Annotated in this window: 14 protein-coding genes; 6 read left to right on the forward strand and 8 right to left on the reverse strand. The window is 62.6% G+C overall.

Annotated features, from left to right (window positions below; translation table 11 throughout):
• The first annotated feature begins 20 nt into the window (after nt 1–20).
• Nucleotides 21–413: a hypothetical protein gene (locus ATY76_RS08975; protein WP_088674413.1), complete on the forward strand. Its 393-nt coding sequence runs from the start codon at nt 21–23 to the stop codon at nt 411–413.
• Between the two features lie 110 nt (nt 414–523).
• On the opposite strand, the gene ATY76_RS08980 is transcribed toward ATY76_RS08975, so the two are convergent.
• Entirely contained in the window at nt 524–832 is a 309-nt protein-coding gene (locus ATY76_RS08980; RefSeq protein WP_088674414.1) for a type II toxin-antitoxin system RelE/ParE family toxin, read from the reverse strand.
• Between the two features lie 3 nt (nt 833–835).
• Nucleotides 836–1,102: a type II toxin-antitoxin system ParD family antitoxin gene (locus ATY76_RS08985; protein WP_088674415.1), complete on the reverse strand. Its 267-nt coding sequence runs from the start codon at nt 1,100–1,102 to the stop codon at nt 836–838.
• Nucleotides 1,103–1,225: 123 nt separating this feature from the next.
• Here ATY76_RS08985 and ATY76_RS08990 point away from each other — a divergent pair, with 123 nt between their 5' ends.
• Both ATY76_RS08990 and ATY76_RS08995 read left to right on the forward strand, forming a co-directional pair.
• Nucleotides 1,226–1,681, forward strand: coding sequence for an NUDIX domain-containing protein (locus ATY76_RS08990; protein ID WP_088674416.1), 456 nt, complete (start codon nt 1,226–1,228; stop codon nt 1,679–1,681).
• A 132-nt stretch (nt 1,682–1,813) separates the two neighbouring features.
• Nucleotides 1,814–2,137: a hypothetical protein gene (locus ATY76_RS08995; protein ID WP_088674417.1), complete on the forward strand. Its 324-nt coding sequence runs from the start codon at nt 1,814–1,816 to the stop codon at nt 2,135–2,137.
• 22 nt (nt 2,138–2,159) lie between these two features.
• Here ATY76_RS08995 and zwf read toward each other — a convergent pair whose 3' ends face one another.
• The 5 genes from zwf to ATY76_RS09020 form a co-directional block, all read right to left on the reverse strand.
• A complete protein-coding gene (gene zwf, locus ATY76_RS09000) occupies nt 2,160–3,677 on the reverse strand; it encodes a glucose-6-phosphate dehydrogenase (protein ID WP_088674418.1) in 1,518 nt (505 codons plus the stop codon).
• A gap of 114 nt (nt 3,678–3,791) precedes the next feature.
• Nucleotides 3,792–4,562: a trans-aconitate 2-methyltransferase gene (gene tam / locus ATY76_RS09005; RefSeq protein WP_088674419.1), complete on the reverse strand. Its 771-nt coding sequence runs from the start codon at nt 4,560–4,562 to the stop codon at nt 3,792–3,794.
• Nucleotides 4,563–4,665: 103 nt separating this feature from the next.
• Complete coding sequence (locus tag ATY76_RS09010) at nt 4,666–5,940, reverse strand: hemolysin family protein (RefSeq protein ID WP_088674420.1); 1,275 nt, start codon at nt 5,938–5,940, stop codon at nt 4,666–4,668.
• Between the two features lie 177 nt (nt 5,941–6,117).
• Nucleotides 6,118–6,597 (reverse strand): cupin domain-containing protein, encoded by a 480-nt coding sequence (locus ATY76_RS09015; RefSeq protein ID WP_088674421.1) that lies wholly within the window; start codon nt 6,595–6,597, stop codon nt 6,118–6,120.
• A 247-nt stretch (nt 6,598–6,844) separates the two neighbouring features.
• Nucleotides 6,845–7,888: a zinc-dependent alcohol dehydrogenase family protein gene (locus tag ATY76_RS09020; protein WP_088674422.1), complete on the reverse strand. Its 1,044-nt coding sequence runs from the start codon at nt 7,886–7,888 to the stop codon at nt 6,845–6,847.
• A 249-nt stretch (nt 7,889–8,137) separates the two neighbouring features.
• On the opposite strand from ATY76_RS09020, the gene ATY76_RS09025 reads away from it, so the two are divergent.
• Nucleotides 8,138–9,025 carry a branched-chain amino acid aminotransferase gene (locus tag ATY76_RS09025; protein WP_088674423.1) on the forward strand — a complete coding sequence of 296 codons (888 nt, stop codon included), beginning with the start codon at nt 8,138–8,140 and terminating at the stop codon, nt 9,023–9,025.
• Between the two features lie 332 nt (nt 9,026–9,357).
• On the opposite strand, the gene ATY76_RS09030 is transcribed toward ATY76_RS09025, so the two are convergent.
• Nucleotides 9,358–10,260, reverse strand: coding sequence for a LysR family transcriptional regulator (locus ATY76_RS09030; protein WP_088674424.1), 903 nt, complete (start codon nt 10,258–10,260; stop codon nt 9,358–9,360).
• Nucleotides 10,261–10,395: 135 nt separating this feature from the next.
• Between ATY76_RS09030 and ATY76_RS09035 the strand changes: the two genes are divergently transcribed.
• Nucleotides 10,396–11,586 carry an HlyD family secretion protein gene (locus ATY76_RS09035; RefSeq protein ID WP_088674425.1) on the forward strand — a complete coding sequence of 397 codons (1,191 nt, stop codon included), beginning with the start codon at nt 10,396–10,398 and terminating at the stop codon, nt 11,584–11,586.
• 70 nt (nt 11,587–11,656) lie between these two features.
• Nucleotides 11,657–13,273, forward strand: a complete 1,617-nt coding sequence (locus ATY76_RS09040) for an MDR family MFS transporter (protein ID WP_088674426.1) — start codon at nt 11,657–11,659, stop codon at nt 13,271–13,273.
• Nucleotides 13,274–13,293: the final 20 nt, after the last annotated feature.

Here is a 13,293-nt window from a genome sequence, read left to right on the forward strand (position 1 = left end):
CAAAAAATAGGAGGCTGACGATGAATGAAGTTGTGACCCAGATCGCCGATCGCGTGGGTATTGCGCCGGATCTGGCGGAAAAGGCGCTCGGCATGATGCTTGGCTTCCTGCAGCGCGAGGCCGCCGATGGTCCGGTCGCCCGGATGATCGAAGCGATCCCCGGCGGCGCCGATCTCGTCGCCCAGTTCAACGGTGCCGGCGCCGGCGGCGGTGGCCTGCTCGGCGGGCTGATGAGCTCGCTTGGCGGCGGCGGCATCATGGGCCTCGGCCAGCAACTGATGGGTGAGGGCCTCGGCATGGGCGAAATCACCACGCTCGCCAAGGAAACCATCGCAGTCGCCAAGCAATATGCCGGCGAAGAAGTCGTCGACGAGGTCGTTGCCTCCGTCCCCGGCCTCAGCCAGTTCGTCTGAGGGACGCATACAACAGAAGGGCCTCGCGGTATTCGCTGCGGGGCTCGATAGCGTGGCGAAGTGAACGGAGACGCTATGGCTGAGCATCTATTCGCCGCGTCGCGTTACCGCTATCGTGCTTCCAGGAGCTCGTCGGTGATATCACGGCCGCGCGCAAAGACGCCCAGTATATTGACGTCATCGCCATTGACCGAGAACGCAACGCTGACACTGCGGCGGTAGCCGATGACTCTGAGGCCAGGAATTCGACTTTCCCGAACGGTGCCGCGTTCCGGGAAGGTCTTCAGGTCCTCGATGAAGGCGATCACTGCGTGGACAAAGTCGCCGGCGATGCCGGTCCCCGCCTCGACGGCGATATCGGCATAGAGCTTGTCGAGTTCGGCTTCGGCCTTCGGATGGTAGATGATGCGGTAGCTCACGGCCTATTTGGCCTTCGCAGCATCATTCCGTCGTTTGGTTTCGAAGCGAGCGCGCACCGTTTCGGCCGGGATGCCGATGCCCGGGTTGTTCATGAGGTCCTCGTAGCGTGTGGGAATCTCCTCGTTGAGCCACCGCTCTCGGGCAGCCTCGTGATCCTCGAGCAGCCGCAGCCCCGCGCGGACGACCTCGCTGGCATTGTTGTAACGGCCGGACTCCAGCTGCTTCCGGACAAATTCCTCATAGTGGTTGCCGAGCGCGACGTTGGGCATGATGATCCTTTCGTTGCTATCAATATGAGACAGCCGAACCGCTATAGCAATAGATGTCAATTATGGACCTAACCACGGCGCTGAGATTGAACGACTGGCCCCACATCGAACAAGGAAATCCGCATGACCGTCTGGCGCCCGCCGCAGCAGATCAGAGTGAAAGTGATCGGCCTTGCCTGGCGAGGGGACCGGCTGCTCGCCGGGGAAGTGGAAGATGACAGTGGGCGCATCAAGGGCGTCCGGCCGCTCGGCGGCTCGATCGAATTCGGCGAAACGCGTGAAGAGGCGCTGCATCGCGAAATCAGGGAGGAGCTGGAGACGGAAATCCGCATCGTCGGCCCATGGCACCTTCTCGAAAACATCTTCGAGCATCACGGCGCCATCGGTCACGAGTTCATCTTCGCCGCCGAGATAGAGCTGGTCGATTCATCGCTCTATCAGCGTGATGAAATCCACTATTCCGAGCAGGATGAGACGGCGGCGACGGCGCGCTGGTTCGGCCGCGACATGCTGCGGGATGCCGGCATGGAGCTCTATCCAACTGGTCTCGCAAAGATGTTGTCGCGATGGGAATGCTGAGCCGCAAGAGGCACTCTCGCAAGGCCCATATTCTGATCGCCAAACTTTGATCGTCGACCCCCGTTCAAGCGGAACAAGGACGATCGAATTTCTGTTATTATCGGCATCGCTCAAACCAGAAGGAACAGCATCATGCGCAGGCTTATTGCAGCAACTTCGATCGCTTTCCTCAGCCTCGCCGCCCCGGTTCTTGCCCAGTCGAACATGGGCATGGACGCCAGCGGCCGATTCGACGGCACGCCGCCGCTCGGCACTGCGCCGGGAGCCGAGACGCAAAGCGGACTGACGATCCCGCTCGACTCGATCGAAACGGGCAGCATCGACAATGGTGTCCCGAGCGGTCCCGTGGATTGGGCGCGATGCCCGCCACGCAAACCGCGCGGCGCGCTCGCCACTGAGGGCGGCAATAGCGGTGCCTCCACCAACCCTGCCTGCCGCGACAACAGCGGAAACTAAACGGGAGCAGGGGAGGACGGCGCTATTTGCCGTTCTTCCCGTCCGGGTGCATCAGGACGCCAAGTTCATGCCATTGCCGCCCGTCGCGCTCGATGAGGCGGTCGGCGCATGCAGGTCCCATGCTTCCCGGCGCGTAGGCATCCGGTACGCTCTCGTCCCCAGCCCAAAGATCAAGGAAGGGCTGCACCGCCGCCCAGCCGGCCTCGATGCCGTCGGCGCGCTGGAACAGCGTCTGATCGCCGATGAAGAGATCGTAGAGCAGTGATTCATAACCCGTCGTCTTGCTGATATCGAACTTGTCGGCATAGCGGAAATCGAGTGAGACGGGCGTGGTATCGACTGAAAGCCCCGGCGACTTGATCGAGATTTCCATGCTCATGCCCTCGTCCGGCTGCACCTGGATCACCAGCCGGTTCGGCGGCAGGCGGCGGTTGACCTCCGTCTCGCGGAACTGCGCGAAGGGCACTGGCTGGAAGGTGATGACGATCTCGGTATCGCGCGCCGTCAGCGCCTTGCCGGTCCTCAAGTAAAAGGGCACGCCGGCCCAGCGCCAGGTATCGGCATAGAGCTTCAGCGCCACGAAGGTTTCCGTCCTGCTGTCGGGCGAGACGTCCTTGGTATCGCGATAGGCCGGGAGCTCGGCGCCGTTGAGCGGGCCTGCCGCGTATGCGCCGCGTACGCCGTGCGTCTTCGCCTCTTCGGGCGTGTAGATGCGCAGCGCCTTCAGCACCTTGCTCTTCTCGTTGCGGATCGCTTCGGCGTCGAAGCTGTTCGGAGGCTCCATGGCGATCATCGCGAGCAGTTGGAAGAGATGGTTCGGCACCATGTCGCGCAGCGCGCCTGTCGTGTCGTAGAATTTGCCGCGGCTGCCGACATCGACGATTTCGGCAGCGGTGATCTGCACATGGTCGATGTAGCGGCTGTTCCATAAGGACTCGATGATCATATTGGCGAAACGCGCCGTCATCAGGTTCTGCACCGTCTCCTTGCCGAGGAAATGGTCGAGCCGGTAGACTTGGCTTTCGTCGATCTGGGCGAGGATCTGCGCATTGAGCGCCCGCGCCGAGGCGAGATCGGTGCCGAACGGCTTCTCGATCGCGACGCGGCGGAAGGTGCCGTCCTTTTCATCGGTCAGCCCATGGGCCGCGAGCTTTTCGACGATCGTGCCGAAGAAGGATGGCGGCACCGCGAGATAGAAGGCGGCATTGGCATCCGGCCCCAGCCGCCTGCCGATCTCGAGGAAGATATCCTCCTTGGTGAAGTCGCCCGCCATATAGGAAATGCGCCGGCGCAGGCTCTCCCAGGCCTCGTCCTCCACCGCCTGCTCCTCGCCGTGCAGATGGTGCAGGAACTCGTCGAGCCGCTTGCGCAGGAATTCGTCGTCGCCCGGTTCGATGCCGACACCGAGAATGTGGAGATCCTCGCCGACGAGACGGCTGCGGGTGAGATTGATGATCGCCGGCACCAGCAGGCGGCGCGTCAGGTCTCCCGTGGCGCCGAAGATGACGAGGGTAACCGGCGGGGTAGGGGCAGTGTCCATGATGTCATCTCCCTGAGATTTTCCGGCCGACTATAATGCCCGCCGTTTTTGCCGCAACATATGGGGCGAGGGATAACAGGCATTTGACAGCATGTGGAACGTCTTGGGTGCTGCTTACCCCTTCACCGCCACCATGAAGATGCGGGGGAAGCGCAGCAGCACCCGCCCGTCCGACATCTTCGGATAAGCCTTTTCCACCCGTGCGAGATAATCCGCCAGAAATGCCTCGCGATGCTCTTCACCGGCATGGGTGAGATAGGGCATCAGCCCGGTGCCCTTCACCCATTCGACGATATCAGCCGCATCCGCCATCGGATGGTTGTAGATCGTGTGCCAGATATCGATGCGAGAGGCCTTGGCGATCAGTCTGGAGTAGTAGGTCGAGGGCGCCGGCAGTCCCTTGCGGCGTACGCTCTTTTCCTCGAAGGCGGCTTTCCAGGGGCCGGCATGCGCCGTCTCCTCCATCAGCAGATGGGTGGGCTCGCCGAGATTGTCCGGCATTTGCACCGCCAGCGCTCCGCCAGGGGAAAGCCCGTCCATCAGCCGGTCGAATATGTCGAGATGATCCGGCAGCCATTGGAACACCGCATTGGCAAAGAGCAGGTCGACCGGTTCCCGAGGCTGCCAGCTGGCGAGATCGGCCTCGACGAAAGCGGTGCCGGGAAGCCGCTTTCGGGCCGCCTCCAGCATGTTCAAATCGCTGTCCAGGCCCGAGACGCCCTCTGCCCCGTAGCGGTCGATGATGAGTTCGGTCGAATTGCCCGGTCCGCAGCCGAGATCGACGGCGCGGCGGATGCTCTGCAGCGGCACCTGCGCCAGAAGATCGCGGGCCGGCCGCGTGCGCTCGTCCTCGAATTTCACATATTGGTGGGCGGACCATGCCATGGCGTTCACTCCTGCTGTCGGACCACATCTTCCATGTGGCGGATTCGGATCTTGTCGGTCTTGCCGCTGCCGCGCCTGACGGGCGAGGAACGCACCCGCAGGTTCACTCCGCAGACACGAGTATTTTGTCCACGCGCCTCCCGTCGAGATCGATGACTTCGAAGCGCCATCCGTCTCTCGTGAAGCTCTCGCCCAGTTCTGGCAGATGTTTCAGCTCTTCCAGCACCAGGCCGGCTACGGTCTGATATTCGAGGTCGTCATCGAGCTTGAGATTTAAGAACTCGGCGAATTCGTCGATCGGCGTCCAGCCGGACACCAGGTAGGACCCGTCGTCCCTGCGAACGATCGCCTGTTCGTCGACCGGTCCCTCCTGGAGAGCCCCCATGATCGCTTCGAGAATGTCGCCCGACGAAACAATCCCCTCGAAATGGCCGTACTCGTCAAAGACCAGCACCATGTGGACCGGCGATTTTCTGATTGCTTCAATCACATGAATGGCGGTTGAAAGGTCTGAAACCACCGGCACGTCCTGCGTCAGGGCCTGGATATCGGCGCTGCCGTGTTCGGACATCGAATCGTAGAAATCCTTGACCGGGAGAATGCCGATCACCTCGTCCGAACTGCCTTTGCGGACGGGCAGCCGGGACCGCTTCGTCCGGTGCAGCTGAGCGCGAATTTCGTCAAGGCTGTCGTCGATATCGATGATTTCGACGTCCCGCCGCGGCGTCATAAGCGCTCGGGCGGTGCGGTCCGCCAGCCGCATGACGCCTGATATCATCGCGGACTCTTCGCTTTCGATCACGCCGGCCGACTGCGCCTCGGCCAGAACGGTTTTGATTTCTTCGTCGGAGACGTTATCGCCGCCTTTTCCTGTCTGGCCCAGCAGCTTGAGAACAAGATTGCCGGAGGCGTTCAGAAGCCAGACGAGGGGCAGCGCAATTTTCGAAAGCACCGCCATGGCGGGCGCGACCTTCGCCGCGACTGCTTCCGGCTCTCGCAACGCGATCTGCTTTGGAACAAGCTCGCCGACGATCAGAGAAAGATAGGTGATCGCGACGACGACCGAACCGACGCCGACGGCGTCAGCGGCCGTCGAAGACATCCCCTGTGTTTCCAGCCACCCCGCCAGGCGGCCCCCGAGCGTGGCCCCTGAGAAGGCGCCCGAGAGGACGCCGACCAGCGTGATGCCGATCTGAACCGTGGAGAGAAAGCGGCCGGGATTTTCGGCAAGTCTGATTGCCTGAGCCGCACCCTTGCTCCCATTGTCGGAGAGAACCTTCAGGCGGGCTGTCCGAGAAGACACGACGGCCAACTCCGACATGGCGAGCACACCATTGAGGATGGTGAGAAGCGCCACAATTCCAATTTCCAGAAACACAGGGACCCTATTCGTTGAGGTTTTGATGCTGCGTCGAGTGGTGACGCGAAGCGTTCGAAGAGACGCTATATAAACGCATCACCCATCGTCTTTCCATCATCGTCTTAACATCAGCGTAGGTTCCATCAGCCTCTGGAATTTCTGGGGTGGCAAGACCGCCCCAGGCGGAGGGGCGCATCAGGCCGCGAGGATCGTAATCCCGTAGGCATTGGCGGCCGCGGTCATGCGGGCGATGGTCTCCGGCGAGGGGCTGGCCTTGGGCGGCTCCGTCGCGCCTTCCGCTTCGATGAATTGGGCCATGTCGCGGCCGACGATCGCCGAAAAGACCGCGGGGACGGTGCCGCGATTGGCGTAGCCGTGCACCATGAAGGGTGCGATGCTGACGATGTCGCCGGCGCCCGCCTCGATCTCTTCGGGGCCGCTGTCGGTCAGCCGCCAGATCGTCAGGCGACCTTCCAGAATGCGGAATACCTCCGGGCTCGCATGCGCATGTCTAGGCGTCCGACTGCCTGATGGTACGGTGACGTCAAAGATATTGAGCCAGTTTCCGCGGATCCGAAGCCGCCGCTCGATCCGCTCGCCGAGGACGAAGAAGCGTTTCGTCCTATCACCGGTTTCGTCACCGGCATGCATGTTCACAAATGAGTTGGACATCATGTCTCTTTCTTTTTCTTGCAGGCTTTTCTTGTTGGCCTTTCTTCGGCCGCAGCCGTTAGACCCTTGCGCCATCTTTGGCAACCACCGCGATCCAGGCGGCGGTAAGCCGATTGCCCCGATATCGGTGCGGCGGACAGGTTCCGCAAGGCCTGTCCGGCTGCGGCAAATATGCGCCGGCCGCACCGTGTCGGAACGCTCTGCGCCTATTTAGCGTGGCTGAATAAGGCTGGCGGCCTGTGCCGCCGCCTTATGAGAACCGTGTGATCACGCTGATGCCCGTCGCTTCCGCCTTGTCGAGCGCCATCAGCGCCGGCACAGCTTCTTCCAGGCTGACGTGGCGTCCGATCAGCTTCTGCGGGGCGATCTTACCGGCGGCAAGCATCGACAGCATGGCGTCGTAGCGCCAGGCCTGCATGCCGTGGCTGCCGTAGATCTCAAGTTCGTGGCCGATTACCTGTGCCATCGGGATCTGCGGCGCGGCATGTTCGCCGAGCATCAGCCCCACTTGCACATGTCGGCCGCGTCGGCGCAGATTCTTGATCGAATTAAAGCAGGTGGCGGGATGGCCGAGCGCGTCGATCGAGACATGCGCACCGCCCTTGGTGATCTCGCGCACGGCCTCCGCGACGTCCGCGACACCGGATGCGTTGACCGTCGCCACCGCCCCGCATTCGCGCGCGAAGGCGAGCTTCTCCTCCGAGATGTCGATGCCGATCGCATTGGCCCCGAGTGCGGTGGCGATCATGATCGCCGACAGGCCGACGCCGCCACAGCCATGCACGGCAATCCATTCACCGGGCCCGGTGCGGGCCTGGTCGGCGACGGCGCGAAACGAAGTGGCGAATCGGCAGCCGAGGCTTGCCGCTGTCGCATCGTCGATCGTATCGGGCAGGTGCACCAGATTGGTGTCGGCATAGTCAATCGCCACATATTCGGCGAAGGAGCCCCAATGGGTGAAGCCCGGCTGGAACTGGTTGGGGCAGACCTGCTGATTGCCGGAATGGCATTCGCTGCAATGGCCGCAGCCGGAAACGAAGGGCACGGTCACCCGGTCGCCCACCTTGAAACGCATCACGCCGCGGCCGGTGGCGACGACCCGCCCGGCAAGTTCGTGGCCCGGCACATGCGGCAGGCGGATATCCGGATCATGCCCCATCCAGCCGTGCCAGTCGCTGCGGCAGAGCCCGCTGGCGCCGACCGCAATGACGACGCCGTCCTCGGCAGGCGTGGGGTCGGGCAGGGTGCGAATCTCGGGCGCCTTTTCGAAGGCTTCGTAGTACATGGCTCTCATCGGTGTTTTCCCTTGCTGCTCCCTGCGACTGCTCCATGATGCCATGCGGCCGACCGCCGTTCCAACCATCCATTCCATCACTTTTGCTGATGCACCCATCGCTTCAGCGCGTGCTGCTGCGCAGGAATATTGCGGCCTGACGCCGTCCTCCGGCATTTTCTTGCTTCCGCATTTTGTGGCCGGATTTCTTCTTGACCCGGCTTGCCGCGGCGGTTTTGCTTTTTCCAGCTTTAAAAAAGGGAGGGCAACATGGCCGTCGATACATCACCCCGCTCAACCACCTGGACGCATGTCGACGGAGAGTGGCTTCCCGGCAATCCGCCGCTGATCGGGCCGACGTCGCATGCCATGTGGCTGGGCTCCTCGGTCTTCGACGGAGCCCGCTGGTTCGACGGCATCGCGCCGGACCTCGAGCTGCACTGCCAGCGTGTCAACCGCTCGGCGCTTGCCATGGGCTTGAAACCGGTGAAATCGGCCGAGGAGATCGCAGCGCTCGCCTGGGAAGGCGTTGAGAAATTCGATGGCGCGACGGCGATCTACATCAAGCCGATGTATTGGGGCGAGCACGGTTCGCCGGGCAGCGTCGTCTCCGTCGACGCCGAATCGACCCGCTTTGCGCTGTGCCTGTTCGAGGCGGCGATGGGTGGCCATGGCGGCACCAGCCTCACCGTCTCGCCCTATCGCCGGCCATCACCGGAAACCGCGATGACCGAGGCGAAGACCGGCTCGCTCTATCCGAACAGCGGCCGCATGATCGCCGAGGCCCGCAGCCGCGGCTTCGACAATGCGCTGGTGCGCGATCTGAACGGCAATGTCGTCGAGACCGCCTCGTCCAACGTCTTCCTGGTGCGCGACGGCGTGGTAATGACGCCCGCCGCCAACCGCACCTTCCTTGCCGGCATCACCCGCGCCCGGATCATCGGCCTCTTGCGGAAGGCCGGTTTCGATGTCGTCGAGACGACGCTCTCCGTCGAGGATTTCATGCAGGCCGACGAGATCTTCACCACCGGCAACTATTCCAAGGTCGTCGGCGTCACCCGCCTCGACGGCCGCGATTTTCAGGAAGGCCCGGTCACCCGCAAGGCGCTGGACCTCTACATGGACTGGGCCCACGGCAGAAGCGAGAGCGAGGAGTGAGCAGCGGTTCGGCGAAGCCGAAGCAATCGATCCAGTGAATCGATTGCAGTGGCGAACGCCCGGAGCGCAAGTGCAGGGCCGGCGCGGTCTAGTCGGCAGAATTGAGATCAGGACACCCCCCCTCTGCCCTGCCGGGCCCGGGCTCGAGCCACGGGTCTCGACCCGTCCTTCGGACCCCCACAAGGAGGGATATCGGATGGGCGCGATGGCTTCCCCAAACAACAGGCCGTCACATGAACCGTAGTTCGGGGCGAGGGATGGCTTCCTGCCAATCTCCCCCTTGTGGGTGAGATGCCCGGCAGGGCAGGAGGGCAATCCCCACCCGCACCCCCTCACGTCATCCACTTGCGATGCTCCGCAAATCTCTCCGCCAGGAGATCAATGAACAAACGCACCTTGGTCGCCAGATGGCTGCGGTTGGGGTAGACGGCGTTGATGTTGAATTCGACCGGCCTGTAGTCCGGCATGATCTTCACCAGCCGTCCTTCGGCGATGTCGTCGAAGACCACGAAGCTCGGCGCCAGGAAGATGCCCTGGCCATTCAGCGTCAGGAAACGCAGCATCTCGGCGCTGTTGGAGACGACATTGCCGGCGATCTTGACGCTTTCCTGCCGGCCTTCGCCATCCTCGAAGCGCCATTCCTCGCCATAGGGGTAATAGGCATATTGCAGGCAATTGTGATCGGCGACCTCGGCCGGCCTTTGCGGCATCGGGTGGCTGTCGAAATAGGCCGGCGAACAGACGAGCATATGGCGCCAGGGTGTCAGCTTGCGCGCGACGAGCGAGGAATCCGGCGGCGGCACGGTGCGGATCACCAGATCGTAGCCGTCCTCGATCATGTCGACCATTCGTTCGCCGACGCTGAAATCGAGCGCGATGGATGGGTAGAGTTCCATATATTCGCTGACGACGGGCAGCAGGAAGCGCACGATGGCGCTGCTGGTGTAGACCTTCAGCGTGCCGCGCGGCGTGGTGCTCAGCGCGCCCGCCGTCCGGTCGGCCTCTTCGAGCTCGGCAAGGATCTGCGAGGAGCGTTCATAATAATATTTGCCGGTTTCCGTCAGGCTCACCTTGCGTGTGGTGCGGTTGAGCAGCCTGACGCCGAGCCGATCTTCCAGCGATTGCACGTGATTGCCGACCATGGTGACGGACATGTTGAGCCGGCGCGCGGCGGCGGAGAAGCCGCCGCATTCCACTACGCGGCCAAAGACTGTGAGGCTTGTCAGCCGATCCATATTGCCCTCGGATTATCCGCTGAGAGTTGATGATCCTTCCCGATATAAGCAGATTATCACGGTGAACGGCAGGGTGCATTTTCTTCGCAACGAACAGGACCTCGTACCGAGGGGCTGGATTGAAGGAGAAGCACGATGGTTGAGTTACCGCGCAAGGATGTTTTCGACACCGCACGGCAGGCCGATTCCGCGCCTGTTGCCGAGGTGCCTGTCGTCGAAGCGCCGGCTGCGGAAGCACCGAAGAAAACCGGCCGCAGGGCGGTCAAGCGCGCGGTCATCGCCGCTGCGCTGCTTGCGGGCGTCGCCTTGTCAGGCGATTTCGGCTACCGCTACTGGACGGTTGGCCGCTTCATCGAATCCACGGACAATGCCTATGTGAAGGCCGATTACACGACGGTGGCCCCGAAGGTCGCGGGATACATCAAGGAAGTGCTCGTCAACGACAATGACCCGGTCAAGGCCGGTCAGGTTCTTGCCCGCATCGACGACCGCGACTTCCAGGCCGCCCTTTCGCAGGCACGAGCCGATGTGAAGGCGGCTGAAGCCGCCATTGCCAATATAGATGCCCGGATCGCCCTGCAGCAGTCGGTCATCGGACAGGCCAAGGCGACGATCGAGGCCTCGCAGGCCTCGCTGGATTTTGCCGTTTCCGATGCGGCGCGCTCGGCCCGGCTGATCACCAGCGGCGCCGGCACGCAGTCCCGCGCCGAACAAAGCCAGTCGGCCCGCGACCAGGCCGCAGCCGCCGTCGAGCGCGACCGGGCGGCTCTCGTCGCGGCTGAGAACAAAGTGCCGGTGCTTGAGACGGAGCGCCAGCAGGCGGTTGCGGAGCGCGACCGGGCGGCGGCTGCCGCGCGTCAGGCTGAGCTTAACCTGTCCTATACCGATATCGTCGCCGCCGTCGACGGCACACTCGGCGCCCGTTCGATCCGCGTCGGCCAATATGTCACTTCCGGCACGCAGCTGATGGCCGTCGTGCCGTTGCATACCGTTTATGTCGTCGCCAACTTCAAGGAAACGCAGCTGACCTACGTCCGCCCCGGCCAGCCAGTCGAGATCAGGGTCGACAGTTTTCCCGGCGCGACGATCAAGGGCCATGTCGACAGCGTTTCGCCGGCGAGCGGCCTCGAATTATCGCTGCTGCCGCCTGACAACGCCACCGGCAACTTCACCAAGATCGTCCAGCGCATTCCGGTCAAGATCGTCATCGACGACGAGGCTCTGCGCGGCCTGTTGCGCTCAGGCATGTCTGTCGAGCCTGAAATCGATACCAAAGCCGCGCAGACCTCCGCGGCCGAGGAGGGATTATTCAGCTCGGCTGGATAATCCCGATCCCGAATACCGCCCGAACCCCGTCATGAGAAGGTTTTCCGTGAGAACCGGAAAGAGATCAGCCATGGCCACTCTTCAGATCGCCGCAAACAGCAATTCGGCTGCGCGTCCCGCCGCGGTGCCCGCCCAACCCGCTGCCATCAGCCCGCTCCGCATGTGGATGGCCGTCGTCGGCTCCACGCTCGGCGCCTTCATGGCGGTCCTCAACATCCAGATCGTCAACGCCTCGCTTGCCGATATCCAGGGTGCCATCGGCGCCGGCACGGATGACGGCGGCTGGATTTCGACTTCCTACCTGATCGCCGAGATTGTCGTCATTCCCTTGAGCGGCTGGCTGACGCGGGTCTTCTCACTGCGCAACTATCTGCTCGTCAACGCCATCCTCTTCCTGATCTTCTCCGTCGCCTGCGCCTTTGCGGCCAATCTGCAGCAGATGATCATCCTGCGGGCCATTCAGGGCTTTTCCGGCGGCGTGCTGATCCCCATGGCCTTCACCATCATCATCACACTGCTGCCCAAGGCGAGGCAGCCGGTCGGTCTCGCACTTTTTGCCCTTTCGGCCACCTTCGCACCGGCGATCGGCCCGACGATCGGCGGTTATCTTACCGAGAACTGGGGCTGGGAATATATTTTCTACGTCAACCTAGTGCCTGGCGCGCTGATGATCGGCCTGCTCTTTGCTTCACTGGAGCGGGCGCCGATGAACCTGAAGCTGCTCGCCAGGGGTGACTGGCCGGGCATCGTCACTATGGCGATCGGGCTGGCAGCCCTGCAGACCGTGCTGGAAGAGGGCAACAAGGAAGACTGGTTCGGCTCCGATTTCATCCTCCGCCTGGCTGTTGTCGCCACCGTCTCGCTGACGCTGTTCATCGTCATCGAGCTGAAGACCGCCCACCCGCTCCTGAACCTGCGTCTGCTGTTGCGGCGCAATTTCGGCTTCGGCATCGTCGCCAACTTCCTGCTCGGCATCGCGCTCTATGGTTCGGTTTTCGTGCTGCCGATCTATCTCGCCCGTATCCAGGGCTATAATTCCGAACAGATCGGTATGGTCCTCGCATGGACCGGCATCCCGCAACTGCTGCTGATTCCGCTGGTGCCGCGCCTGATGAAGCGTTTCGACGTGCGGCTGCTGATCGTCGTCGGCTTTGCCCTCTTTGCCGCCTCGAACTTCATGAACATTCATATGACCGGCGATTATGCGAGCGACCAGCTCTTCTGGCCGAATATCGTGCGCGCCATAGGCCAGGCGCTCGTCTTTACCCCGCTGTCGGCCATCGCCACATCAGGTATCGAGCAGGAGAATGCCGGAACGGCATCGTCGCTCTTCAACATGATGCGCAATCTCGGCGGCGCGGTCGGCATTGCCTCGCTGCAGACCTTCCTGTCGAAGCGCGAGCAGTTCCACTCGAACATCCTGACCAACTCGGTCTCGGTCTTCGAGGAAGCCACGCGCGATCGCGTTGCAAGGCTGACAGCCTATTTCATGAACCACGGCGTCAGCGATCAGGCTCTCGCCGGCCACAAGGCCGTCGTCGCCATCGCGCTCAAAATACGCAGGCAGGCCAATATCATGGCCTTCAGCGACACCTTCTTCCTGCTTGGTGTCGCCCTCGTCGTCGCCCTGCTGGCAAGCCTGCTGCTCAGCAAGCCCGGTCAACTCTCCGGCGGCGGCGCTCACTAGCACCGTGCCCTCAAGGAGGA

Source organism: Rhizobium sp. R339, from assembly GCF_002211395.1.
Classification (GTDB): domain Bacteria; phylum Pseudomonadota; class Alphaproteobacteria; order Rhizobiales; family Rhizobiaceae; genus Rhizobium.